A 24,904-nucleotide genomic window follows, 5' to 3' on the forward strand; every position below is an offset into this window, starting at 1 on the left:
TTCCATGGATTGCGACTGGCTCATCATTGGCTCGGGGTTCGGCGGCAGCGTGAGCGCGCTGCGGCTGACGGAGAAGGGCTACCGCGTGCGGATGCTGGAGAAAGGCCGCCGCCTCCAGTCCCAGGACTTCCCGAAGACGAACTGGGATCTCAAGCGGTGGCTGTGGATGCCCCAGCTCGGCTGGCGCGGGTTGTTCAAGATGACCTTCTTCCGCCACGTCACCGTGATGTCAGGCGTGGGGGTAGGGGGGGGCTCGCTCGTCTACGCCAACACGCTGCCCATCCCGAAGGACTACTTCTTCCAGAATGGGGACTGGAGCCGCCTGGCGGACTGGAAGAGCGAGCTGGCGCCGCACTACCGCGAGGCGCAGCGGATGCTCGGGGCCCGGGTGAACCCGCTGCGCACGCTGCCGGATCAGCTGCTCCAGGAGGTGGGCCAGGAGATGGGCCGCACGGACTTCCAGCCCACCTCCGTGGCCGTCTACTTCGGGGAGCCGGGCGTCACCGTGCCGGACCCCTTCTTCGGAGGAGAGGGGCCCCCGCGCACCGGGTGCAACGCCTGCGGCGGCTGCATGCTGGGGTGCCGGCACGGGGCGAAGAACACGCTCGACAAGAACTACCTGTACCTCGCGGAGAAGCGCGGGTTGTCCATTCATGCGGACACGGAGGCCACCTGGGTGCGTCCGCTGCCCGGGGGGGGCTACGAGGTGGAGGCCCTGGAGGGCGCCTCGTTCTTCCGCCGCAAGCGCCGCTTCACCGCGCACCACGTCATCTTCGCCGGGGGCGTGCTGGGCACGGTGGACCTGCTGCTCAAGCTGAAGGCGAGCCCCGGCGGGCTCCCCCGGCTGTCGGACCGGCTGGGGGAGGCGGTGCGCACCAACTCCGAGGCGCTCATCGGTGTGGTGTCCCCCCGGAGGCAGCAGGACCTGTCCCGGGGCATCGCCATTGGCTCCATCCTGCATACGGATGAGCACTCGCACCTGGAGCCGGTGCGCTACTCGGCGGGCTCGGGGTTCTTCCGGATGCTGGGCGCGCCGTATGTCACGGGCGAGGGGGTGGTGACGCGGCTGGCCCGGCTCCTGGGCAGTGTGCTGCGCCATCCGCTCAAGTTGATGCGGGTGCTGACCGTCCGCGACTACGCGAAGCAGACCATCATCCTCCTCTATATGCGCACCCTCGATGGGCACCTGAGCATGAAGCGGGGGCGGGGCGCGCTGACGGGGCTGCGCCAGGGGCTCGTCACGTCACTCAAGGCGGGGCCCGCGCCCACGGCGAACATCCCCGAGGCGGCGGAGCTGGCGCGCCGGGTGGCCGAGAAGGTGGACGGCATGCCCATGAGCCTGGTCAACGAGACGGTGCTGGGCATTCCCACGACGGCCCACATCCTGGGGGGCTGCTGCATGGGCGAGTCGGCCGAGTCGGGCGTCATCGACGCCCAGCACCGGGTGTTCGGCTACGAGGGGCTCTACGTGGTGGACGGTTCGGCGGTGTCCGCCAATCCCGGCGTCAACCCGTCCCTGACCATCACCGCGCTGGCCGAGCGGGCCATGACCTTCATTCCGGCGAAGAAGGCCCTGGCCCCCACGGGGTGAGCGGCGCGGCTCAGGACGTCACGACGAGCCGGTCCCAGTTGGCGCTCATGGGCACCTCCAGCACCCCGTTCACCACGCCCCGCAGCTCCAGGGCGCCGGTGATGGAGCGCACGCCCTTGAGCCCGTAGATGCGCAGCGTCTCGGTCTGGCGCGCCAGGGGCAGGGTGCCCTGGACTTTCCGCTCCAGCACGAGGCGGCCCCGGTCGAAGCCGCCCGTGAGCGTGGTGAGGCGGTAGTCCCCATAGCCGTCCCCGGCGTCCTCGTAGAGCGTCGCGTTCACGCCCTCACCGGCGTGGATGTGCCACTCCAGGTGCTCCCAGTTCGCCGTCGTGGTGTGCGGGGCGGACTTGGTGAGCGCCACGGCGCCGCCCGCGCGCAGCCAGAGCGGCACGGTGTCCAGGGGGCCCTCGGCGATGACGTACTGGCCGCCCGGGACGATGGCGCCCGGCGTCTCCAGGTTGGGCCACTCCAGCCACTCGCCCTTGGGCAGGTAGGCCATGCGCTTGGTCTGGCCGGGCTTGGTGATGGGGGCCACCAGCACGTCCGGTCCGAAGAGGAACTGGTCGTACGCCCGCACCGCCTGGGGATCCGCCGGATCCAACATGAGCAGGGCGCGCAGGATGGGCAGGCCCGACTGCGACGCCTCGTGCATGAGCGAGTAGAGCGTGGGCAGCAGCCGGTAGCGCCGCTCCAGCGCGGCCTTGGCCAGGGCCAGGTGCTTCTCGCCAAAGCGCCACGGCTCCTGGAAGGGCATGGGCTTGGCCGCGTGGTTGCGCATGAGCGGGTAGAACACGCCCAGCTGCGTCCAGCGGGTGAACATCTCCGGGGTGGGCCGGCCGATGAAGCCGGGGATGTCCGAGCCCGTGAAGCCCACGCCCGACAGGCCGAGCCCCAGGAGCATGGGAATCGACAGCTCCATGTGCTCCCAGTGGCTGGAGTTGTCCCCCGTCCACACCGAGGCGTAGCGCTGGATGCCCGCGAACCCCGCGCGCGTCAGCAGGAAGGGCCTGCGCTCGGGCACCAGCCGACGGAACCCCTCGTAGCCGGCCTTCACCATGCCCATGCCGAAGATGTTGTGCACCTCCACGTGGCGCCGCGTGCCGTGGCGCGCCGCGAACGGCAGCGTCTTGCCCTCGGTGCGCTGCACCTCCTCGTTCATGCGCGCGCCCGTGGCGGACACGCTGCCGGAGGCCTCCAGCAGCGAGAAGCACGCCGGCTCGTTCATGTCGTTCCAGATGCCCGCCATGCCCTGCTGGAGGAAGTCCGAGTGCCACTCTCCCCACCAGTGCTGCACCTCCTCGCGGGTGAAGTCCGGGAACGTGGCGGGCTTGGCCCACACCTCGCCCACCAGCACATCGCCGCTGTCGGCCCGGACGAGGTAGTTGAGCTCCTTGGCCTCCTCATAAAGGGCGTAGCCGGGCACCGCCTTCAGGCTGGGGTTGATGATGGGCACCAGCCGCACGCCCTCGGCCGCCATGTCGCGCGCGAGCCCCTCCGGGTCCGGGTAGCGCGAGGGGTCCCACTCCCACAGCTTGTAGGCATCCTGGTAGTCGATATCCAGGTACACCACGTCCAGGGGCAGCCCCCGGGAGCGGTAGGCCTGCACCACGTTGCGGATGTCCTCCGCGCTCTCGTAGCCCCAGCGGGACTGCTGCGCCCCGAGGCTCCACAGCGGCGGCAGCGGCGGCTTGCCGGTGAGCTTCACGTAGCGGCTCACCACCTGCGCGGGGTGGGGGCCGGCGATGAGGTACGCGTCCAGCTCGGGGCCCCAGCTCTCCCACTTCACCCGGTGGGGGTCCGCGTAGGCCACGTCCACTTCCGAGCGCCACGTCTCATCCAGGAAGAAGCCCCACGCCACGCCCTGGCGCAGGCCGATGGAGAAGGGAATGGAGACGTAGAGCGGATCCGTGTCCGGGTGGTGCGGCTGGATGTCCGTGTTCCAGAACACGAAGCGCAGCCCGCGCTTGTCCAGCGGGCCCACCTTCTCCCCGAAGCCCAGGTAGGCCTCGTCCTCCGGCGCGTGCAGCGACAGCCGCGAGCGGTGGTGGTTGAGCGGCATGTTGGGCACGCTCTCGCCCGACACGGACTCGCACCGCGCCAGCGTGCGCCCCTCGGCGTCCCGGAAGCTCCAGGCCCCGGTGTCCAGCGTCAGCTCCAGGCTGACGCCCTCCGCGGTGACGTGGAGCGTGTTGCCCTCGCGGCGCGCCTGGAGCGGCAGGCCCTCGTCGGTGACGACGGCGAAGGGCGTCTTGGGGCCCAGCCGGGGATGGGTGAAGCCCGCGGTCAGCGAGGCGGGGATGTGCCGCAGGCGCAGCACGCCAGGCAGGGGACAGCGGATCTCGAGCGCGGCATGCGCGCCCCACAGGTGCAGCCGGTTGGGCTCGATGGATGTCTGTTCCAGACGCATGGGCCGCGATTCTATGGATGCGGGCCCATTAGGCGACTTGAATCGCCTGCTTGGAAAACCCACCGGGGGGGCCGGGACAGAAGTGACCCAGCCCACCCGGTGGGGTGCCTCAGAGCCGGACCTGGATTTCGTAGCGCCGGTTCTTCGCCTTCTTCGCGGCGGTGTCGTCGGGCTTGACCAGGGGCTGCTCCGAGCCCCGGCCCACCGCGGCAATCTCCCCGCGCGGCACGCCCCGGGCCACCAGCTCCTTCACGATGACCGCGGCGCGCTTCTCGCTGAGCGCCTTGTTCTTCGCCGCGTCACCGCTGGAGTCGGTGTGGCCGGAGACCTCGAACTTGTAGTTCTTCACCCCGCCCGCATCGAGCTGCTTCTTGGCCTCGACGAGCGCGGAGGTGAGGTTCTTGAGCTTCTGATCGCAGCCGGCCTCCAGCACATCCGTGCCGGACTTGAAGCTGCACTGGTTCTTGCGCGCATCCTCCGTCAGCTTCGTGTTGATCTTCTTCTCCAGCGTGGACTTGCTCGCGTTGCCCGCGGCCTTCTTGAACTGATCCAGCTTGCTCTGGGCGAGTGCTCCGCCCGGTGCCGCCAGCAGCGAAAGGGCCATGCAGAGCGCCTTCAGGCGCATGAATACCTCCGTGAGTGGGTGATGCCCTGGGGGGCCGAGTGTCTTCGATTGCTCAGTCCAGTCTAACTATAAATTAACAAACAAAACGAAATACATGCATTCGAAGTGAAACAGCCGAGAGGACGTTAATCAGTATTGACGGTCTCGAATGGTGACAAGTAGCGTTGCTTGGCCTTGTTCGAGGCGCGCAGGACCATCCCCCAAGACAAGAAGAGGCCGTCATGAAGCGGATCACGAAGGCTGCATGCACCCTGTCGTTCCTGGTGCTCGGTGCGTGTGGTGCCGAGATGGAGGAGCAGGAGGGCAGCCCCTCTGAGCCGAGGCAGCAGCTCGGCGAGATGGCGCAGCTGCTGCGCAGCCCGCGCGCCGTTCCCAACCGCTACATCGTCGTCCTGAAGAAGGACCTGAAGACGGTGGCCCTGGCCGCCGAGGGCGAGATTGCCCAGCAGATGGTGCTCAAGACGGGCGGAGAGGTGCTGCACACCTACACGTCCGCCATCAACGGCTTTGCCGCCCGCATGAGCGAGGCGCAGGTGCGTGAGCTGCTCGCCGACCCGCGCGTGGCCTACATCGAGGAGGACAGCTTCGTCGAGGCCGTGGGGAGCCAGACGGGGGCCACCTGGGGCATCGACCGCATCGACCAGTCCGCGCTGCCGCTCAACAGCACCTACAACTACAACAACGATGGCACCGGCGTTCACGCCTATATCGTCGACACCGGCGTGCTGACCACCCACACCGAGTTCACCGGCCGCATCGGCAACGGGTTTGACGCGGTGACGGCGGGCGGCGCGGCCACGGACTGCAACGGCCACGGCTCGCACGTGGCGGGCACCGTGGGCGGCACCGTCTACGGCGTGGCCAAGAAGGTCACCATCCACCCGGTGCGCGTGCTGGACTGCAACGGCTCGGGCACCACCGCGGGCGTCATCGCCGGCGTGGACTGGGTGAAGAACAACCACATCAAGCCGGCCGTGGCCAACATGAGCCTCGGCGGCGGGGCCTCGCAGACGCTGGATGACGCGGTCGCCGGCGCCATCAACGCGGGCGTGGTGTTCGCCGTCGCCGCGGGCAACGACAACGGCAACGCCTGCAGCTACTCGCCGGCCCGCACGCCCAGCGCCATCACCGTGGGCGCCACGGAGCGCACCGACGCGCGCGCCAGCTACTCCAACTACGGCACGTGCCTGGACATCTTCGCCCCGGGCTCCAGCATCACCTCGGCCTGGTACAACAGCACCACGGCCACCAGCACCATCAGCGGCACCTCGATGGCGAGCCCCCACGTGGCGGGCGCCGCGGCGCTCTACCTGGCGGCCAACCCCTCCGCCACGCCGCAGCAGGTGCGTGACGCGCTGGTGAACAACGGCACCGCGGGCAAGGTGACCAGCCCCGGCACGGGCTCGCCGAACGTGCTGCTCTACACCGGCTTCATCGGCGATGGCGGCCAGAACCCGGGCGACACCACGCCTCCGTCCACCTCCATCACGTCCCCCGCGGGCGGCGCCTCGCTCAGCGGCTCGGCCACCCTCAGCGCGGATGCCAGCGACAACGTGGGCGTCTCCCGCGTCGAGTTCTACGCGGGCACCTCGCTCATCGGCACCGACAGCAGCGCGCCGTACAGCATCAGCTGGAACACCGCCAGCGTGGCCAACGGCAGCTACACGCTGACCTCCAAGGCCTTCGACGCGTCGGGCAACTCGGCCTCCTCGGCGGCGGTCTCCGTGACGGTGAGCAACACCACGGGCAGCTGCTCCACCACCGAGCAGTTGCTGATCAACCCCGGCTTCGAGTCGGGTGCCGCGAGCTGGACGGCCACCTCGGGCGTCATCAGCGGCACGACGAGCGGCAGCGCGCCCCGCACGGGCACCTACAAGGCCTGGCTGAACGGCCGCGGCAAGACCGCGACGGATTACGCCTACCAGACGGTGACCATCCCGGCGACGGCGTGCAGCGCCAGCCTGTCGTTCTGGCTGAAGATCACCACGGCGGAGACCGAGAGCGTGGCGTACGACAAGCTGAGCATCCAGGTGCGTGACAGCGCCAACGCGGTGAAGGCGACCCTGGCCGGCTACAGCAACCTGGACAAGTCCACGGCCTACGCCCAGAAGACCTTCGATCTGTCCGCGTACAAGGGCCAGACGATCCGCATCTACTTCAACGGCGTCGAGGACACCTACCTGCAGACGAGCTTCTTCGTCGATGACACGGCGCTGACCATCACCCGCTAGTTCCTGGCGGCAGGGCTTCATTCCCGGCGTGGGCTCGGAGTCTCCTCCGGTCCCACGCCGGTGCCGTTTGAGCCCCAGGTGTAAGGGGCTGAGCGAAAGGTGGACGAAAAGCTCCCGAAGGGGGGGCGGAAGTGGCTGAATTCGCGCCCGGATGGGTATCTGGAAGCGGATCGGAGGGGGCGTCCTCCTGGGACTGGGCGGGCTGCTGCTGAATCTGGCGGCCGTCGAGATTCTCCCGGGAGTGCACCTGCTGCTGGGGCCTTGCATGGTCCTGATGGCGGCGGTGCTGCTGGGCCCTGCCGCGGGGGGGCTCGCGGGCGCCATCTCCGGCATCCAGGCCTACTTCCTGTGGGGGCACCCCTGGGGCTGGCTCAACATCGTCCTGGAGGGGCTGTTCGTCGGGGCGATGCGACGGCGCCTCATGCCCATCACCGCCGATGGGCTCTTCTGGCTGGTCAGCCCGCTCTACTTCCTGCTGACCTATGGCGTGATGGCGGGGCTTCCCCTCGAGGCCACCCTGGTGTCAGGGGTCAAGCAGGCCATGAATGGGCTGCTCGCGGCGCTCATCGTCCAGGTGACGCTGCTGGTGCCCGCCCTGCGGCGGCGCCTGGGGCCGTGGCTGCCCGCGCCCGTGGCGGCCATCTCCATGGGGCGGGCCTTTGCCCTGTCCTTCACCCTGGGGGCCCTCCTCCCCCTGCTCTGGGTGGGCATGGTGGAGGGGCGCGCGCGCTACGAGGCCGCCGTGCGCCATGTGGAGGAGGAGAACCTCCAGGTCGCGCGCGCCGTGGTGCGCGAAATCGAGAGGCGGCTCGAACACTCCTCGCATTCCGTCGCCCAGTTGTCCCTGCTGCTCAGCGAGCGCGCGACGCCGCAAGGCGGGCTGCCCAACGCGACGTTCCTGGAGGATGGGCTCGACTCGCTGGTGACGTACTCGCCCGAGGTCATCTACGCCTACGTGGGCAGCCCCGAGGGCCGGTCGCTGGCGTTCTCGCCGCGCCATGACGCGGAAGGGCGGCCCCTGGCGGGCTCCGATTTCTCGGACCGGGAGTACGTCCGGAAGGCCCGCCAGGCGCACGGGCCGCTGGTCAGCGATGTCTTCCTGGGCCGGGTGGGGGAGCGGGCGCCGCTGGTCGCCACGGTGGCGCCCATCCGGGACGGGGACCGGTACCTGGGCTATGTGCTCGCCGCGTTGGACTTGCCGAAGATGCGCGCGTATGCCCGCGACCAGGCCCACACGCTCCAGCAGCGCGTGCGGGTCGTCGATGCGCGCCAGCGCGTGGTCTTCGACTCGCAGGAGGAGGTCTCCACGGAGGTGCGCAGCATCGAGGGCACGCCGCTCGCGGAGGCGCTCGACCGGGTCGGCAGCACGGGCTCCGCCCGCTACCAGCGCCTTCCGGATGGACGTCTGATCATCCGGACCGGCTCGGAGCACCTGTTCTGTGTGCGGAGCGTGGCGCAGGTGGGCTGGCGGGTGGTCGTCGAGCAGTCGGCGGTCATCCTGCAGCGCGAAGTCGAGCAGACCTACGCCGGGCTGCTCGTCACCGTGGCGGGCGCCATCGGGGTGACGCTGGCCGTGTCCTTGTTCCTGGCGCGCGCGGTGCTCTCGCCGGTGCGCCGCGTGGCGGATGCCGCGCTCCGGCTGGCCGCGGGCGACCGCCAGGCCCGCGCCGAGGAGTCCACGCGGGATGCGCCCCGCGAGCTGCACGAGCTGGCCCGCACGTTCGATCAAATGGCCGCCCAGCTCTCCCGCCAGATGGAGACCATCGAGGGGGCGAGCCAGGAGAAGGACATCTTCCTGTCCATCGCCTCCCACGAGCTGAAGACGCCGCTCACGGCCATCAAGGTCCAGGTGGCGTTGCTCAAGCGCGCGGTGGGCAAGGCGCAGGCCGAGCGGGTGGAGATGTTCGACCGGCAGGTGGACCGGCTCACGCGGCTGGTGAACCAGCTCCTGGATGCCTCGCAGCTCGGCTCCGGCAAGCTGCCGCTGCAGCGCTCGCGGGTGGACCTGGCGGAGGTGGCCCGGCGCGTCGCCGAGGCGCTCGTGGGGGCCTCGCCCCGCCACAACCTCGTGCTGGAAGTCTCTCCGATGGTGGGCGCGTTCGACGAGATGCGCATCGAGCAGGTGCTCCACAACCTGGTGGCCAACGCCATCAAGTACAGTCCTGCGGGGGGCGCCATCGAGGTGCGGGTGCGGTCCCTGCCGGGGGGCGAGGCGGAAGTCGAAGTGGCCGACCGCGGCATCGGCCTGGGCGGGGAGGACAAGGAGCAGCTCTTCGGGCGCTTCGAGCGGGGCGAGCGCCAGGAGGTGGCGAACATCTCCGGGCTGGGGGTGGGGCTCTACGTGTCCCGGGAGATTGTGCGGCGCCACAACGGCTCCATTGCCCTGCGGCAGCGGGAGGGCGGGGGGGCGGTGGCCACGGTGGTGCTGCCGCTCGAGCCGTGAGCGGCCCGGCGCGGGCCAGGAGTTGGTGCCGCCGCGCGGCGCGCGCGATACTGGGGGCATGTGTGGACGTGTGACGCTTCAGACGCCGGCCGTGGACCTCGCGCGGGAATTCGCCCTCCTGGGCATCCGCGCCTCGATTGAACGGCCCCGCTACAACCTGGCCCCCACCCAGCTCATGGCGGTGGTGCCCAACGACGGCCAGCGGATGCTGGACGCGTACCGCTGGGGGCTCATCCCCTCGTGGGCGAAGGACGCCGCCATCGGCAACAAGCTCATCAACGCGCGCTGCGAGACGGTGGCCGAGAAGCCGAGCTTCCGCGCCGCCTTCAAGCGCCGCCGGTGCCTGGCGCTCATCGATGGCTGGTTCGAGTGGCGCCAGACAACCAAGCCCAAGACGCCCTTCCACTTCCGCCGCAAGGACGGCCGGCCCCTGGCGCTGGCCGGCCTGTGGGAGGAGTGGACGTCCCCCGAGACGGGCGAGGTGGTGCGCACCTGCACGCTGCTCACCACGGGGCCCAATGCCCTGATGGCCCCCATTCATGACCGGATGCCGGTGCTCCTGACGCCCGAGGGCCAGGAGGTGTGGTTGCGCCCCGGGCCGCAGGAGTCCTCGGTGCTGCAGCCGCTGCTGGTGCCCTTCGAGGAGGACAGCCTGGAGGCCTACGAGGTGTCGCGCGTGGTGAACTCGCCCATGCAGGATTTGCCCGCGTGCGTGGAGCGGGTCGCCGCCTGAGGCGGGCTCAGAGCCGCCGCCGCACCTTGGCGTCCAGGCTCCAGGGGCCCGGGCCCGCCAGCACCACGGCCAGGAACACCGTGAGGAAGACCAGGGCCTTCTCCATCGTGCCGAACGGGTCCACGCGGTGGCGGTAGAGCGCGACCGCCAGGGTGCAGGCCGCCACCAGGGCCGCGGGCCGGGTGAAGAGCCCCACCGCCACGAGCAGCCCGCCCACGAGCTCCGAGAGCGCCGCGCACCAGGCGAAGAACGTGGGGAAGGGGAAGCCGAGCCTCGCCACCCCTTCGGCGAAGCCCGCCATGTGGCCCGTCACCTTCGGCAGCCCGTGCCCCAGCGCGAGCGACAGCCCAAAGACGAGCCGCACGAGCGTCCACGCGGCAACCCCTCGCTGACCCTGCATTCCGTGTCTCCTCGTGGCGCGCGCGCGGGGCTCAGTCCCCGCCGGGGCCCGCTGCGGGCTCCTTGTCCGCGGCACCCCGCCGCAGGCCCAGCGCCTTCATCTTCTTGTAGAAGTGGCCGCGCTCCAGGTCCAGCAATCGCGCGGCCTCGGTGACGTTCTCCTGCGTGTGCGCGAGCGCATGCAGGATGATCTCCCGCTCCGCATCCTCCACCTGTTCACGGAAAGTGCGGTCCGCCCGGGGCCGGAAGCCCGTGGGGGCGGCCAGCTCGGCGGGCCGGGGCAGGGCGGGCCCGGGGGATGGCGGGGCGGCGGGCGAGGCCACCGGGAAGACGGGGAACACGGGGGCGCTGGCGGCCGGCGGCGCGGCGAGCCCGTGGGCGCGGGGCAGCAGCTCCTGGGCCTCCGGGCCGGAGACGGTGGGGCCCTCGCAGAGGATGGCCAGCCGCTCCACCAGGTTGCGCAGCTCCCGCACGTTGCCGGGGTAGGGGTAGGCGGCCATGACGGTGAGCGCCTCGGGGGAGAGCCGCAGCGGCTTGCGCCCGTTGCGCGCGCAGGCCTCCTGGAGGAACGTGTCGATGAGGTCCGGCAGGTCCTCGCGCCGCTCCCGCAGCGGGGGCGAGTGAATCTGCACCACGTTGATGCGGTAATAGAGGTCCTCGCGGAAGTGCCCCGCCGCGATTTCCTTCTCCAGGTTCTTGTTCGTCGCGGCGAGCACGCGCACGTCCACCTTGAGCGTCTCCGTGCCGCCCACGCGCTCCAGCTCGCCCTCCTGGAGCACGCGCAGCAGCTTGGCCTGCATGGCGGCGGGCATGTCGCCAATCTCGTCGAGGAACAGCGTGCCCTCGTGGGCCAGCTCGAACTTGCCGCGCCGCACGCTCACCGCGCCGGTGAAGGCGCCCTTCTCGTGGCCGAACAGCTCGCTCTCGATGAGCTCGTGGGGCACCGCGGCGCAGTTGAGCTTCACGAAGGGCCCGGCCTTGCGCCGCGAGTGCTGGTGGAGCGCGCGCGCGATGAGCTCCTTGCCCGTGCCGTTCTCGCCGGTGATGAGCACCCGGCCCTCGGAGGGGGCGGTGCGCTGGATGAGCGAGAAGATGCGCTGCATGCCGGGGCCGCTGCCCACCATGTCGTAGCGGCTCATCTGCGCGCGCAGCTCCTGCAGCTCCTCCATCACCGCCTGGTGCTTGAGCGCGTTGCGCAGCGCCACGAGCAGCTTGTCGCGCGCCAGGGGCTTCTCCAGGAAGTCGCGCGCGCCCAGCTGCGTGGCCTTCACCGCGGTGTCGATGGTGCCGTGGCCCGACATCATGATGACGGGCAGCTCGGGCTTGAGTTCCTGGAGCCGCGCGAGCGCCGTGAGCCCATCCATGTCGGGCATCTTCACGTCCATGAGCACCGCGTCCACGGGGCGCGCGGAGACGACATCCAGCGCCACCTGGCCGGAGCTGGCCAGCTCCGTGCGGTAGCCCGCGAGCTGCAAGGACTGGCTCAAGGTGAGCAGGATGTTCTTCTCGTCATCGACGATGAGCACGGAGGCGGGCATGGCGCGGAAGACCTCGGGGGGCGTCGGGTGTGGCCCTGGCTCCCACTGTCCGGGAAACCTCTTGGCGATTCAATGATTCCAAAGGATTCCCAAGGCCTTGGGGGGGAGGGACGGGGAAGACCCAGGCGGGGACAAATTGCTTTGACTCAATGGCTTGCTGCGACTACACGCGGGCCGGGGAACCTGTCTCAAAGAAGACGGGTATTGACCGGATTTTGGAGTGAACGATGCGTCGGATCTCGATGGTGGCGGGGCTCGCTCTCGCCGTGGCAGTGCTCTCCGGCTGTCCGAAGGCGTACCCCAACTGCGACAAGGATGATCAGTGCCAGGAGCGGGGCGAGGTGTGTGTCCAGGGCCAGTGCCAGGAGTGTGCCACGGACGCCAACTGCAAGGAGGGCTTCACCTGCCAGGCCAACAAGTGCGTGCCCAAGCCTCCGGAGTGCACGACCGACACCCAGTGTGGCTCGGGACGGATCTGCGAAGTGGGCAAGTGCGCCGACGCCCAGTGCAAGGATGATGCGCAGTGCCCCGGCGGCGGCAAGTGCGAGCGCGGCCGGTGCCAGGCGCCCTCCAACACCTGCTCGGCCAACAGCGACTGCGGCGAGGGCCAGGAGTGCAAGGGCGGCCAGTGCGTGACGGCGCAGGCCAGCGCCTGCGACTGGGAGCCGGTGCGCTTCGGCTTCAACGAGTTCTCCCTGGACTCCGAGGCCCAGGGCCGGCTGTCCTCGCTGGCCGACTGCATCAAGGCCACCCAGGGCCGCATCACCCTGCAGGGCCACGCCGACGACCGCGGCACCGAGGAGTACAACCTCCAGCTGTCCAACCGCCGCGCCGCCTCGGTCAAGCGCTACCTGACCGACCTGGGTGTGCCCGCGGGCCGCCTGGCCACCGTGGGCTACGGCGAGACGCGCCCGCTTAGCAGCGCCTCGGACGAGGAGGCGTGGGCCCAGAATCGCCGCGTCGAGTTCCAGCGCTGATCTGAGGTAGGCTGCCGCGCGATGGGCCTTATCGAGCCTGAAGCGAGACAGTCCTACCTTGTGTTTGCATGTGGGAGCAGCTGGTATGCGGTGCCTGCGGAGAGCGCGGCGGAGGTGGTTACCTTCCCCGAGCTGACGCGGGTGCCCGGCGCTCCCGTCCACCTTTTGGGGGTGTTCGCCCACCGGGGAGAGGTCATCCCGGTGGTGGACATCGGCCTGCTGGTGGGCAAGGGCAGCCAATCCACGCGGCGGGCGGTGCTGGTGCGCCTGCCGCGCGGCACCCTGGCGCTGACCGCCAGCACCGTGGCGGGCGTCTCCCAGGTGACGGGCACGCTGGAGCCGCTGGGCGCCAGTGGCGTCCACGTGCACCTGAGAGGCCCGGCCAAGGGGGCGCAGCGGGACGTGGCGGTCATCGAGCCTGACGGGCTGTTTGACTACCTCAGTCAGGGGGCGTGAGCCATGCTGGCCTCGCGCGCTTCCGGCATCCTGCTGTGCCATGCCGGCGCGGATCGCATCGCGTTCCTGGCCCAGGACGTGACCAGCATTGATTTGCCCTCGGCCCTGGACGGGCGCTCGCTCGCCGCGGGCCTGGCCTTCGGCCACCGCTCGGACCCGGTCCGGGTGCTCCTGTCCCGCCCGGGCGAGGGCGTGGGCGTGGACACGCTCGAAATCGACACCGAGCCCCATTTGATTCTGGGCCTGCCTTCCCTCTTGGGCCGCGCCGCCGGAGGGAGCCTGCGGGGCTTCATCCTGGCGCGCGGTCTGCTCTGGCCCCTGGTGAGCCTGGTGGAGTTCGAGCACTTTCTGGCGGGCTCCTCGCAGGAGGCCGCATGACCGCGGAGTCGGGCTTGAAGGGGCTGGCGCGTTGGATGACCCAGCCCTCGTGGGTGAGCGGGGGGCTGGGGCTGGTGCTCGTGCTGGTGTACGGGCCGCTCTCGAATGCCATCGACGCGCCCGCGTACTGGGGCCCCTTCCTGGGGCTGGTGGCGGTGGCGGTGGCGCTGGCGCTGGGGCTCGTCACGGTGCTGGAGCGCCGCGCCCTCAAGGTGCTGTGGGCGCTGGAGCAGGGCCGGGTGCCCCAGCAGCAGCAGCACCTGCGCGAGGCGCTCCAGGAGGCGCGCGCCGTGCCGGAGCGGTGCTTCTGGTTCACGCTCCAGGGGTGGCTGGGCGGCGTGCTGCTGGTGGCCGTGCTCTTTCCGCCCCTGATGGGGGTGGCGTGGAAGGTGGGGATGCGCATCGCGCTGGCGGGCGCGTCGCTGGCGCCCCTGAGCGCGCTGCTCGTGTACCTGCTGGTGGTGCGCCGCAGCCGCAAGGCCGCCGAGCGCATCGCGGACGAGGGGCTGTCGGCGCTGGAGTTCATCGCCGCGGTGCCGCCCCGGCGTCAGAAGGTCCGCCAGCGGTTGGTGCTGTTCACCGCCATCGCGGTGCTCAGCCCGTCCATCTTCATCCTCGACCTGACCATCCACCGCTCGGTGCGCGTGCTGGACCAGATGGTCCGGGTGCAGGATCCCCAGGCGCAGATGGCGGTGATTTCCCAGTTTCGGAACGAGGGCGGGCTGGCCATGGGCCTCTTGCTGGCGCTCGTCATCCTGCTGGTGCTGAGCACGGCGTACGCGGGCGGGGCGGTGCTGGCCGAGCCGCTGCAGGCCATCACCGAGGATGCCACCCGCATTGCCCGGGGGGACTTGCGCCCCCCGCGCGTCATCCCCGCCGAGGACGAGATGTGGTCGGCTTCGGCCGCCTTCGTGCAGATGCAGGCTCAGCTCGGCCAGGCGCTCGCGCAGATGCGGCGCGCGGGCATGCAGATCTCCAGCACCACCGAGCAGCTGGTGGCCACCTCCGGCGAGCAGGAGACGGGGGCCGACGAGCAGGCGAGCTCCCTCAACGAGACGAGCGCCACCACGGAGGAGCTGGCCCGGAGCGCGCAGCAGATCGCCGGCAACGCCGAGTCCGTGGCCGGCATCGCCGAGCGCACCTTCGCCGCGGCCCAAGGGGGCCAGCGCAACGCGGCCGCCTTCCTCACCGCCATGCAGCGGATGAAGGAGGACAACCAGTCCATCGCGGACGCGGTGGTGCGGCTCAACAAGCGCGTGCAGCAGATCGGCAAGGTGGTGGAGTTCATCAACGAGATCGCCGACAAGACGGACCTTTTGGCCGTCAACGCGGAGCTGGAGGGCACCAAGGCGGGCGAGGTGGGCCGGGGCTTCTCGCTGGTGGCCGCCGAGATGCGCAGGCTCGCCGAGAACGTCCTCCGCTCCACGCGCACCATCGAGCAGCTCATCGAAGAGATTCGCGATGCGACCCACGCGGCGGTGATGGCCACGGAGGCAGGGCTGAAGACGACCGATGCGGGCACGCTCCTGGCGGCCCAGGTGGACGAGAGCCTGAGCCTCATCCTGGAGCTGGCGCGGCAGACCTCGCACGCGGTGCGCTCCATCTCCCTGGCCACCCAGCAGCAGCAGACGGGCACCGACCAGCTCGCCGCCGCCATGGGGGACATCCTGCGCGTCACCGAGCAGAACGCCGCGGCGACCAAGCAGATGGTGGCCGCCAACAGCGACCTGTCCTCGCTGGCGCGGGACTTGAAGCTCGTGGTGGACCGCTTCCACCTCGCGGGCAGGGAGGGCTGAGCCGATGAGCGAGCGACGTGCCCGCCCCCGGGGCTCCTACAGCCTTCGTCTGATTGCCCCCGTCCCGCTGGCCACCGCGGTCGGGGTGGCGCTCTCGTGCCACTACGCCTGGCTCACGCTGGGCGACCGGCTGAGCGGCAGCTTCCACCTGTTCGTGGGGCTGGGCATGGCGCTGTGTGCCGCCGTGACGGGCACGGGCGTCTCCCTGCTGCTGCGGCGCCTGCGGGGCCTGCGCATCCTGGAGCGCGGAGAGGTGGTGGCCTCGCAGGAGCGCCTGGCCCGCGCCATGGTGGAGGCGGCCAGCGTGGCGGATGCCACCTTCGTCAAGTCCATCCTCAGCTGGCTGCTGTGCTCCATGCTCCTGGGCGTGGTGGTGGGCATCGTGGGCGGGGGAGGCTGGAGCGCGGGGCTGGGCATTGTCGGCCTGGGCGTGCTCTTCGGGCCCATCACCTCGCTGCTCGTGCACTGCCTGGTCACCCTGCGGGCGCGCCAGGTGATGCTGTGGCTGACGGAGCTGGGCCTCAGCCAGCAGCAGGTCATCGCCGCCATGCCGCGCCGGGCGCAGATCCGCGGGCGGCTGGTGCTCTTCACCATCATCTCCGTGGTGACGCCCGCCGTGTTCTGCTCGCGGCTGGCCTCGGCCCTGGCGGACCAGGCCTACGAGCGCGTGCTCACCTCGCCCCTTCGGCTCCAGGCCGCGCGCGCGCAGGACCTTCAGATGGAGGCTTTCACCTCCGGCGGGCTCCTGTGCCTGCTCGTCTTCGCGATGGCGCTCACCACCGCGTACCTGGGCGGCACGCTCCTGGGGCGCCCCATCCGCCAGCTCGCGGACGAGGCGCGGCGCATCGCCGATGGGGACCTGGCCGCCCCGCACCTCATCCCCGCCGAGGACGAGGTGTGGTCCGTCTCCGCCGCGTTCGCGATGATGCGCGCGCACCTGGCGGACGTGCTCTCCCAGCTCCAGCGCGCCGGGGCGCAGATCAGCGCCACCACCGAGGAGATTCTCGCCACCTCGGGCCGCTACGAGGCCGGTGCCTCCGAGCAGGCCAGCTCCCTGGACGAGACGAGCGCCACCACGGAGGAGCTGGCCCGGAGCGCGCGGCAGATCGCCGAGAACGCCGGCTCGGTGTCGGAAATCGCGCACCGCACGCTGGCGGCGGCCGAGGCGGGCCAGGGCAGCGCCGAGGCCTTCCTCGCCTCCATGGGCCGCATGCGCAACGACAACCAGGCCATCGCCTCGGCGGTGAACCGGCTCAACAAGCGCGTGCAGCAGATTGGAAAGATCGTCGAGTTCATCAACGGCGTGGCCGACAAGTCGGACCTGCTGGCGCTCAACGCGGAGCTGGAGGGCACCAAGGCGGGCGAGGTGGGCCGGGGCTTCTCGCTGGTGGCCGCGGAGATGCGGCGGCTCGCCGAGAACGTGCTCGAGTCCACCAAGGAAATCGAGGGGCTCATCGAGGAGGTGCGCGAGGCCTCGCGCGCCGCGGTGGCCGCCACGGATGGCGGGGTGCGCGCCACGGAGACCGGGACGTCGCTGGCGCAGCAGGTCTCCGAGTCGCTCAAGCAGATTGTCGAGCTGGCCAGCCAGACGTCGGACGCGGTGCGCTCCATCTCCCTGGCCACCCAGCAGCAGCAGACGGGCACCGACCAGCTCGCCGACACCATGGCGGACATCCTGCGCATCACCCAGCAGAGCCTCAATGCCACCAAGCAGGTGAGCACCGCCAACGGGGACTTGCTGGTGCTGGCGTTGGACCTGCGCGCGGTGGTGGAGCGGTTTCAGATCGGCCAGGTCCCGCCGCGGGGTGACGGGTGACGACCCCGCGTGACCGGCTGCTGAAGAAGTTCCGGGACCTGGTCGAGGAGCGGCTGGGGCGCATCAGCGCCTTCATCCTCACGCTGGAGTCCGGAGGCGACGTGGAGACGGGGCGCAAGGTGCTCCGGGACCTCCACGGCCTCAAGGGCGAGGCCCGGATGATGGGCTTTGACCGCATCAACACCCTGGTGCACGAGATGGAGGAGCTGGTGCGCGCCATCGAGCCCGCCCAGTACGCCTTCTCGCACGAGTCCGCCGACGCGCTGCTGAAGTCCTCCGATGCGGTGATCGCCCTGTCGGGAATGCTGGCCTCGGACAACTCCCCCGAGGTGGCCAAGCTGGTGGCCGTGCTCCGCGAGCGCACCCGCATCGAGCAGAGCCGCTTCCTGGCGGTGCCGCCCGTGCCGGACGCGGCCCTGCCGGTGGCGCCTCCCGCCGCCGAGGCCCCGGTGGCCCCGTCCCGGCATCAAGCGTCTCCTGGGATGAGGACGCCGACCCCGCCTCCGCTCCCAGGAAACAGCGCCCTGGTGGCGTCTCCCCGGGGGGCCAACGGGGTCCGGGGCGGCGCGGGGCGCAACCTGTGGACGCCCGTGCCCCTTCCCGCCGGGGAGGGTGTTCCCGAGCCGTCCTCCAGCACCCCGGGGGCCGGGCCCGCCACCCACCTGGTGGCGGAGACGATTCCGCGGATGCCGGACCCCTCCAAACCGGCCCCGGCCCGCGCCTCGCCGCAGCGGTCGCAGGATGCCCGGGCGGACGGCTCCATCCGCATCGACGCGCAGAGCCTGGACCTGCTCACCAGCGCGGCCACCAACCTGTCCCACGTGGCGCGCCGGCGGGAGCTGGCCAATGCGCGCAGGCTCCAGTTGACGCGCGAGCTGACGTTCCTGGCGCGCGAGGCCGAGGACCTGGGGCCCGTGGGCGCCGCGCTGGCGGCCCGCCTGGGCAAGGCCAAGGAGCTGGCGGCCGAGCTTCACCGCGAGGCGAAGCTGCTGGCCAACGAGGAGCTGAGAGACTTGGGGCAGGCGGTGGAGGAGGTGCACCGCATCCGCATGCTGCCGCTCTCCGTGCTCTTCGAGCCCTATCCCCGCGTGGTGCGGGACTTGGCGCGCGAGCTGGGCAAGGAAGTGGAGCTGGTGGTGGACGGCGAGGACACCCGCGCCGACCGGGCCGTGGTGGAGGCGCTCCGGGAGCCGCTCCTGCACCTCATCCGCAACGCGCTGGACCACGGCCTGGAGACGCGCGTGGACCGCGTCGCCTCGGGCAAGCGGCCCAAGGGCTGTTTGACGCTGCGCGCCACGCGCGAGGGCAACCGCATCGTCCTGCGGGTGGAGGACGATGGCATGGGGCTCGACCCGGCCATGCTGCGCCGGGTGGCGGTGCGCCGGGGCTTCCTGGACGAGGCGGCCGCGGGCGCGCTCAGTGACGCGGCGGCGAGGGATCTCGTCTTCCTCTCCGGCTTCTCCTCCCGCGAGGTGGCCACGGACCTGTCGGGCCGGGGCGTGGGGTTGGACGCCGTGCGCAGCGCGGTGCAGGGGCTGGGGGGCGATGCGAGCGTCGTGTCCGCGGTGGGGGTGGGCACCATCTTCGAGGTGCGCGTCCCGGTGTCCCTCACGGTGGCGCCCCTGCTCTTCGTGAAGGTGGGCCAGGAGACGCTGGCGCTGAGCGCCACCCACGTCTCCCAGGCGCTCAAGCTGGACCTGGCGCAGCTCGGCGAGGTAGCCGGGCGGCCCACGCTGGACGTGGAGGGCCGGGTGCTGCCCTTTGCCCACCTCTCCTCCGTGCTGGGGCTGGCCCCGGAGCGGCCCCCAAGCGACGGGGAGCTGGTGCTCGTGGTGCGCAGCCAGGGGGCCACCGCCGCCCTGGCCGTGGAGCGCGTCCTGGAGGAGCGGGTTCAGGCCATCCTGCCCCTGAGGGGCCTGCTGGGACGGTTTGCCCACCTCGCGGGAGCCACCACCCTGGCTGACGGCAAGCTGGCCATGGTGGTGTCGGCCGCCTACCTCACCGCCAGTGCCCAGGGCTCCGTCGCCCTGAAGCTGCCGCGCGCCGTGGCCCGGGCCCCTGACATCCAGCGCCGCCGCATCCTGGTCGTGGATGACTCACCCCTGACCCGGGAGCTCATCTCGGCCCTGCTGGAGGCGGTCGGATATGACATCACCACCGCCTCGGATGGCGTCGAGGCACTGCACATCCTGTCCCACGCGCCAGCGGATCTGGTGGTGACGGACCTGGAAATGCCGGGATTGGATGGGCTGGAATTGACCCGCCAGCTCAAGAGTCACGAGACCCTGAACCGGTTGCCAGTCATCATTCTCACCACCCGAGGGGGTGAGGAGGACCGGCAGCGGGGGTTGGCGGCGGGGGCGGATGGCTACATCACCAAGGGGGACTTGGTCCGCCAGGACCTGGTGGATGTGGTGAAGCGGTTACTGGGGTGAAGCTCCCCTGAGCGTGGCGCGAGCATTGGGTATACTCCCCGAGGCGCGCACGGGGTATGCACAGGCAATGGGCAAGAAAGTGTCGGTGCTGGTGGTCGATGACTCACTCATCTGCCGACAGCTCATCAGCGAAGCACTGAACCAGGACCCGGACCTGCAGGTCGTGGGCATGTGCGCCGACGGCAAGGAGGCCGTGGCCCGCGTCAAGGAGCTGCGCCCCAACGTCGTCACCATGGACGTGGACATGCCGGTGATGGACGGGCTCACCGCGGTCGAGCACATCATGGCCGAGTGCCCCACGCCCATCCTGGTGCTCACCGCGGACCCGCGGCAGCAGGCGCCGGAGCTGACGTGCCGGGCGCTGGAGCTGGGGGCGCTGGGCCTGCGCGTCAAGCCCTCCATCGACGATGGGCTCGAGGCCTGGAACCTGGCCAAGGAGCTGAAGCTGCTGTCCTCCGTGCGGGTGATTCGCCACGTGCGCAGCTCGCGCAAGGTGACGCCCGCGCGCCCCTCGGGCCCGGCGCTCGGCCCCGCGAACATGGGCGTGGTGGCGGTGGCCGCCTCCACCGGCGGGCCGCAGATCCTCCACCGGTTCCTGTCCGAGCTGCCCGCGGACTTCCCGGCCCCCATCGTCATCGTCCAGCACATCAACGCCGCCTTCGCCGAGTCGCTGGCGGGGTGGCTGGCCAACGCCTCGCGCCTGAAGGTGCGGCTGGCCCAGGACGGGGAGCTGCTGATGCCGGGCCACGTGCTCGTGGCCCCGCCGGGCACGCACATGGTGATTCCATTCCGGGGCCGCGTGGCGCTGCGGCAGGGCGAGGAGCGCGACGGGCACATGCCCTCGGGCACGGTGCTGCTGGAGAGCGTGGCCAAGGCCTATGGCCGGCGCGCCGTGGGGCTCATCCTCACCGGCATGGGCGAGGATGGGGCCGCGGGCATGTACGCCATCAAGCAGGCCGGCGGCATCGCGGTGGCCCAGAACGAGGAGTCCTGCGTGGTATTCGGCATGCCGGGGGCGGCCGTGGAGCGCAACGCGGTGGACTACCTCATCCATGGAGACGAGGTGGCCGCTTCGTTGATGAAGCTGGCGCGTGGTGAACCCCTCCCCGTGGGGCGCTGATGCAGGGGCCTCCTTCCCGGCCCGCTTCGCTGCTCCACGCGTTCATCTCCGCGCGCTCGGGCATGGCGCTGAGTGGCACGCAGCGCCGGCGGCTCGACGAGCGGCTGGCGGTGCTCCAGGGCGTGCTCACGGAGCAGCAGTACCTGCTGCACCTCCAGTCTCCCTCGGGCGCCGCGGACCTGGCCTCGCTCATCTCCGTCATCGCCGTGCACAAGACGGACCTGTTCCGGGATGAAGTCCAGCTCGCCTCCTTCCGCTCGCACGTGCTGGAGCCCCTGGTGGCGCGCTCCCCCGGGCGGCCCTTGCGCGTGTGGAGCGCGGGCTGCGCCACCGGCGAGGAGGTGGCCACGCTGCTCATCCTGCTCGACGAGGCGGGGGCGGACCCGAACAGCACGGTGCTGGGCACGGACATCTCCGAGCAGGTGCTGCTCCGGGCGCGCACGCTCACCTTCCACCCGGAGCAGGTGCGAAGGCTTCCGGCCCCCGTGCGCGAGCGCTACTTCCTGTCCGACGGGGCCCGCTCCCTCCTGGCGCCGGAGCTGCGCGCGCGCTCGCTCTTCCAGCTCCACAACCTGATGGAGGCGCCGTACCCCGCCCACGGCGAGGGCTTCGACATCATCTTCTGCCGCAACGTCCTCATCTACTTCACCGCGGAGGCGTTCGACCGGGTGGTGGAGGCGCTGGCCGAGCGGCTCGCGCCGGGCGGCACGCTGGTGCTCTCCGCCGCCGAGCCGCTGCTCCACGCGCCGCCCAGCCTGCGCATCATCCGCTGCGAGCACGCGTTCTTCTACGTCCGGACGTTCGACATCCACACCGCGCCGCCCCGGCGGCTGCCCGCCTCCGGGAGCCTCCTGGCGGAGCCGCCGCCCCGCCTCGAGCGGCGGCGGGACTCGGGAAGCTTCCCCGTGGTGGCGCCCCTGGCCCCGGTGGGGGAGTGGACCCGGGAGGCAAGCGGCGCTGCGGCCTCCTCCGCCACGCTCCCCTCCGAGGGCCGCCGGGACTCGGGCCGCTTCGCCACCGTGGCCGCCGGCGCCGCGCGGGACTCGGGCCGGTATGCCGCCATGTCGGCCCGGCCCGTGCGGGACTCGGGCCGCTTCGCCACCGTGCCCGCCAGTGCCGCGCGGGACTCGGGCCGGTTTCCGGCGGTGGGCGGGGGGAGCGAGCCGGCAGGCCCCACGCCCTCGCAGGAGCTGATCTTCGCCGAGGCCGATGCCCTGTTCGCCCAGATTCTGGAGGGGGCGGGGGACACGGATGGCCAGAAGGAGGAGTACCTGCGGCGCTGCCTGTCGCTGGACCCGGAGCTGGCCGCGGCGCGGTACCTGCTGGGGATGATGCTGGAGCTGCGCGAGGAGTTCCCCGAGGCTGCCAGTGAATACCGCCGCGCGCTCCGCTCCCTGGAGGAGGGGAGGGCCCGGGCCACGCCGTTCTTCCTGAACCCCACCCGCCTCCAGGTGGCCTGTGCCCGGGCCGTCGAGCGGATGGAGGAGGGCCGGCCCCGCTAAGCCAGCGGCCGGCCGGGAACCCGGGCGAGAAGGACTCGGACGCGGAAGGGATTTGCCCGTAAGATGCGCCGCCCTATGAGAAGGCTTGCCCTGCTGTCGCTGTTGACCCTGTCCGGATGCTTCTACCCGGCCAACCGTGGCCGCGCGCTCGAGACGAAGGTGGACCGGCTGGGGGCCGAGAACACCCGGATGGCCGAGGAGCTGAAGCAGGCGCGCGAGCAGCTCGCCGCCACCTTGCCCCGCATCGACGAGAAGGTTGCCGAAGTCACCCAGGCGCTGGACAGCCTGGACAAGGCCTCGCGCCGCAACGACGCGGACATCGGCATCCAGCTGCAGAAGACGGTGGAGGACATGGCCCAGCTGCGCGGGCAGGTGGAGACCTACGTCTATAAAATCTCCGAGCTGGAGACGTCCCTGGCGCGCGTCACCGAGGAGTCGGAGAAGCGGATGCTGGCGCTGCAGGGCTCGGCGGCGGTGAAGGAGGCCGAGGCGAAGAAGCAGGCCGAGGCGCTCCAGCGGCCCACGGACAAGAAGGAGTTCCTGGCGCTCGCGCAGGAGAAGGCCAAGGCCGGGGACGCGCTGGTGGCGCGCCAGCTCTACACGGAGTTCCTGAAGAAGTGGGCCAAGGACGCGCTGGCGGGCGAGGCGCACTTCGGCCTGGGCGAGACGTACTTCAGCGAGGACAAGTGCCGCGAGGCCCTCTTCGAGTACGGCAAGGTGATTCAGGACCACGCGAAGTCCCCGTCCGCGCCGGAAGCCTACTTGCGCTCCTCGGACTGCTTCGCCAAGCTGAAGATGAAGGATGAGTCCCGGCTGGCCCTGGAGGAACTCATCAAGAGCTACCCGAAGGCCGAGGCGGCGAAGAAGGCGAAGGCGAAGCTCGCCGAGCTCGACAAGGCGAAGAAGCCGGCCCCGGCCCCGAAGAAGGTGAGCAAATGAGGTTGCCCTCGCTGTTGCTGGCCGTGCTGGCGCTGTGGCTGGCCCCCCTCGGGGCGGGCGCGGCGCCCCAGAAGGCCGTGTTGCTCTTCACGGGAGACAATGGGGGCGAAATCGCCCCCTGTGGTTGACGCCACAACCCGTCTGGCGGTCTGGCCAGACGAAAGATGGCGATTGGCGAGGAGCGCGCGAAGGGCGTGCCGGTGCTCGTGTTGGATGCGGGCAATGCGCTCTTCCGGAGTCCCGTGAGCAGTGGGGACCCGAGCGACAAGGCGCGCGCGGAGCTCCTCTTGGAGCAGATGGATGCCATGGGCACCGCGGCCATGGCCGTGGGGGCGCGCGACCTGCCGCTGGGCGTGGAGTGGCTCCGGAAGCAAGCCCGGGAGAAGAAGCTGAAGCTCCTGTCCGCCAACCTGGTGGACAAGGACGGCAAGGCCGTGTTCCCGGCCTCCACGGTGCTCACCGCGGGCAAGCTGAAGGTGGGCGTCATCGGCGCCTCGCCCGAGGGCGAGCTGCAGGGCGCCCAGGGCAAGCCCGCGCTGCCGGCCGTCCTGGCCGAGGCCAAGCGCCTGCGCGAGAAGGACAAGGTGGACGTGGTGGTGGTGCTGGCGGCGCTGCCCTATGACGCCAGCCGACGGCTGGCCCAGGCGGGGGAAGGGGTCGACTTCGTCGTCCAGTCCCACGAGGGGCGCGGGCCAGGCATCGCCCAGAAGGAAGGGCTCGCCACCCTGGTTCCCCCGGGAGAGCGCGGGCGCCAGCTTGCCCGCCTGGAGCTGACCGTGGACGGGAAGGGCGCCTTCACGGATGCCGCCACCGCCCAGCGGGACCAGGAAAGCCTGAAAATGATCGAGGCCAACATCGCCCGGACGAAGGAGCGGCTGGGGGCGACGAAGGACGAGACGGTCCGCAAGGCGCTGGAAGAGACCCTCGCCACCTTCGAGACCCGGCGGGCGGCCTTGAAGAAGTCGGTCCAGGCGGGCGCAACGGGGGCGGGCCGCACGCATCTGTTGTCGTACAAGCAGTTGGGGACGGACGTGCCGTCCGATCCCGCCGTCCAGAAGTTGGTGGAACGCATCGAGCCGCCCGGCTCGGCGCACCACTAGCGGTGGGTGGCCTTGTGCAACACCCGGCGCGCCGTTATAAGCGCCGGCTACCTCAATCGCTGGACCTCCCACCCGCTTCCGGGTGGGGGCAAGGCGCCCAGGAGACGTCACCATGAAGCCCGATATGCACCCGGTGTACCCGGCCTCGCGCATCACCTGTGCCTGCGGCAACATCGTCGAGACCAAGTCCACGCGCGGCTCGTTCGCGGTGGAAATCTGCTCGAACTGCCACCCCTTCTTCACGGGCAAGTACAAGCTCGTGGACACCGCGGGCCGCATCGACCGCTTCCGCAAGAAGTACGCGGGCAACACCGCCGCCAAGGAAGAGGCTCCCGCCGCGGGCGCCGAGGCCGCCGCGCCGGCCGCCGGTGGCAAGAAGGCCAAGGCCAAGGCGTAGTCTCTTCCGCCGCACAGCCTT

The 24,904-nt window shown here is 70.8% G+C and carries 20 protein-coding genes; 16 read left to right on the forward strand and 4 right to left on the reverse strand.

Translation table 11 applies throughout. The features are described 5' to 3' along the window. Nucleotides 1-4 precede the first annotated feature (4 nt). A complete protein-coding gene (locus KY661_RS12695; protein ID WP_225410461.1) occupies nucleotides 5-1,591 on the forward strand; it encodes a GMC oxidoreductase in 1,587 nt (528 codons plus the stop codon). A gap of 10 nt (nucleotides 1,592-1,601) precedes the next feature. On the opposite strand, the gene KY661_RS12700 is transcribed toward KY661_RS12695, so the two are convergent. Both KY661_RS12700 and KY661_RS12705 read right to left on the reverse strand, forming a co-directional pair. Further along, nucleotides 1,602-3,998: a glycoside hydrolase family 31 protein gene (locus KY661_RS12700; RefSeq protein ID WP_225410462.1), complete on the reverse strand. Its 2,397-nt coding sequence runs from the start codon at nucleotides 3,996-3,998 to the stop codon at nucleotides 1,602-1,604. Between the two features lie 109 nt (nucleotides 3,999-4,107). Further along, nucleotides 4,108-4,623: an OmpA family protein gene (locus tag KY661_RS12705; RefSeq protein WP_225410463.1), complete on the reverse strand. Its 516-nt coding sequence runs from the start codon at nucleotides 4,621-4,623 to the stop codon at nucleotides 4,108-4,110. 221 nt (nucleotides 4,624-4,844) lie between these two features. On the opposite strand from KY661_RS12705, the gene KY661_RS12710 reads away from it, so the two are divergent. The 3 genes from KY661_RS12710 to KY661_RS12720 all read left to right on the forward strand — a co-directional run bounded on the left by KY661_RS12710 (nucleotide 4,845) and on the right by KY661_RS12720 (nucleotide 10,030). Then, nucleotides 4,845-6,854 (forward strand): S8 family serine peptidase, encoded by a 2,010-nt coding sequence (locus KY661_RS12710; RefSeq protein WP_225410464.1) that lies wholly within the window; start codon nucleotides 4,845-4,847, stop codon nucleotides 6,852-6,854. Nucleotides 6,855-7,005: 151 nt separating this feature from the next. Then, on the forward strand, nucleotides 7,006-9,297 hold the full coding sequence (locus KY661_RS12715; protein ID WP_225410465.1) for a sensor histidine kinase: 2,292 nt from the start codon (nucleotides 7,006-7,008) through the stop codon (nucleotides 9,295-9,297). A gap of 58 nt (nucleotides 9,298-9,355) precedes the next feature. Then, nucleotides 9,356-10,030 carry an SOS response-associated peptidase gene (locus KY661_RS12720; RefSeq protein ID WP_225410466.1) on the forward strand — a complete coding sequence of 225 codons (675 nt, stop codon included), beginning with the start codon at nucleotides 9,356-9,358 and terminating at the stop codon, nucleotides 10,028-10,030. 7 nt (nucleotides 10,031-10,037) lie between these two features. On the opposite strand, the gene KY661_RS12725 is transcribed toward KY661_RS12720, so the two are convergent. Together KY661_RS12725 and KY661_RS12730 are read right to left on the reverse strand one after the other, a co-directional pair. Then, nucleotides 10,038-10,430, reverse strand: coding sequence for a DoxX family protein (locus KY661_RS12725; RefSeq protein ID WP_225410467.1), 393 nt, complete (start codon nucleotides 10,428-10,430; stop codon nucleotides 10,038-10,040). A 31-nt stretch (nucleotides 10,431-10,461) separates the two neighbouring features. Continuing rightward, on the reverse strand, nucleotides 10,462-11,967 hold the full coding sequence (locus KY661_RS12730) for a sigma-54-dependent transcriptional regulator (RefSeq protein ID WP_225410468.1): 1,506 nt from the start codon (nucleotides 11,965-11,967) through the stop codon (nucleotides 10,462-10,464). Nucleotides 11,968-12,194: 227 nt separating this feature from the next. On the opposite strand from KY661_RS12730, the gene KY661_RS12735 reads away from it, so the two are divergent. From KY661_RS12735 to rpmE, 12 genes are all read left to right on the forward strand, one after another. Continuing rightward, on the forward strand, nucleotides 12,195-12,944 hold the full coding sequence (locus KY661_RS12735; RefSeq protein ID WP_225410469.1) for an OmpA family protein: 750 nt from the start codon (nucleotides 12,195-12,197) through the stop codon (nucleotides 12,942-12,944). A 21-nt stretch (nucleotides 12,945-12,965) separates the two neighbouring features. After that, nucleotides 12,966-13,400, forward strand: a complete 435-nt coding sequence (locus KY661_RS12740) for a chemotaxis protein CheW (protein ID WP_225410470.1) — start codon at nucleotides 12,966-12,968, stop codon at nucleotides 13,398-13,400. A 3-nt stretch (nucleotides 13,401-13,403) separates the two neighbouring features. Next, entirely contained in the window at nucleotides 13,404-13,778 is a 375-nt protein-coding gene (locus KY661_RS12745) for a protein CrdC (RefSeq protein WP_225410471.1), read from the forward strand. Further along, complete coding sequence (locus tag KY661_RS12750; protein WP_225410472.1) at nucleotides 13,775-15,574, forward strand: methyl-accepting chemotaxis protein; 1,800 nt, start codon at nucleotides 13,775-13,777, stop codon at nucleotides 15,572-15,574. Before KY661_RS12745 ends, KY661_RS12750 begins: the two co-directional genes overlap by 4 nt. Before the next feature lie 4 nt (nucleotides 15,575-15,578). Beyond that, entirely contained in the window at nucleotides 15,579-17,390 is a 1,812-nt protein-coding gene (locus KY661_RS12755) for a methyl-accepting chemotaxis protein (RefSeq protein WP_225410473.1), read from the forward strand. Then, nucleotides 17,387-19,825: a response regulator gene (locus KY661_RS12760; RefSeq protein ID WP_225410474.1), complete on the forward strand. Its 2,439-nt coding sequence runs from the start codon at nucleotides 17,387-17,389 to the stop codon at nucleotides 19,823-19,825. Before KY661_RS12755 ends, KY661_RS12760 begins: the two co-directional genes overlap by 4 nt. A gap of 67 nt (nucleotides 19,826-19,892) precedes the next feature. Further along, nucleotides 19,893-20,945: a chemotaxis-specific protein-glutamate methyltransferase CheB gene (gene cheB, locus KY661_RS12765; RefSeq protein WP_075007248.1), complete on the forward strand. Its 1,053-nt coding sequence runs from the start codon at nucleotides 19,893-19,895 to the stop codon at nucleotides 20,943-20,945. Further along, nucleotides 20,945-22,447 carry a CheR family methyltransferase gene (locus KY661_RS12770; RefSeq protein WP_225410475.1) on the forward strand — a complete coding sequence of 501 codons (1,503 nt, stop codon included), beginning with the start codon at nucleotides 20,945-20,947 and terminating at the stop codon, nucleotides 22,445-22,447. The genes cheB and KY661_RS12770 overlap by 1 nt, the downstream gene beginning before the upstream one ends. Nucleotides 22,448-22,522: 75 nt before the next feature. Further along, a complete protein-coding gene (locus tag KY661_RS12775) occupies nucleotides 22,523-23,386 on the forward strand; it encodes a tetratricopeptide repeat protein (RefSeq protein WP_225410476.1) in 864 nt (287 codons plus the stop codon). Further along, nucleotides 23,383-23,514, forward strand: coding sequence for a hypothetical protein (locus KY661_RS37255; RefSeq protein ID WP_263436969.1), 132 nt, complete (start codon nucleotides 23,383-23,385; stop codon nucleotides 23,512-23,514). The genes KY661_RS12775 and KY661_RS37255 overlap by 4 nt, the downstream gene beginning before the upstream one ends. Nucleotides 23,515-23,550: 36 nt before the next feature. Further along, entirely contained in the window at nucleotides 23,551-24,486 is a 936-nt protein-coding gene (locus KY661_RS12780) for a bifunctional UDP-sugar hydrolase/5'-nucleotidase (RefSeq protein ID WP_225410477.1), read from the forward strand. Nucleotides 24,487-24,598: 112 nt separating this feature from the next. Beyond that, nucleotides 24,599-24,883: a 50S ribosomal protein L31 gene (gene rpmE, locus KY661_RS12785; RefSeq protein WP_225410478.1), complete on the forward strand. Its 285-nt coding sequence runs from the start codon at nucleotides 24,599-24,601 to the stop codon at nucleotides 24,881-24,883. Nucleotides 24,884-24,904 lie beyond the last annotated feature (21 nt).

Origin of the sequence: Allostigmatella hybrida (assembly GCF_020103775.1) — a bacterium.
Taxonomy (GTDB): domain Bacteria; phylum Myxococcota; class Myxococcia; order Myxococcales; family Myxococcaceae; genus Hyalangium; species Hyalangium aurantiaca.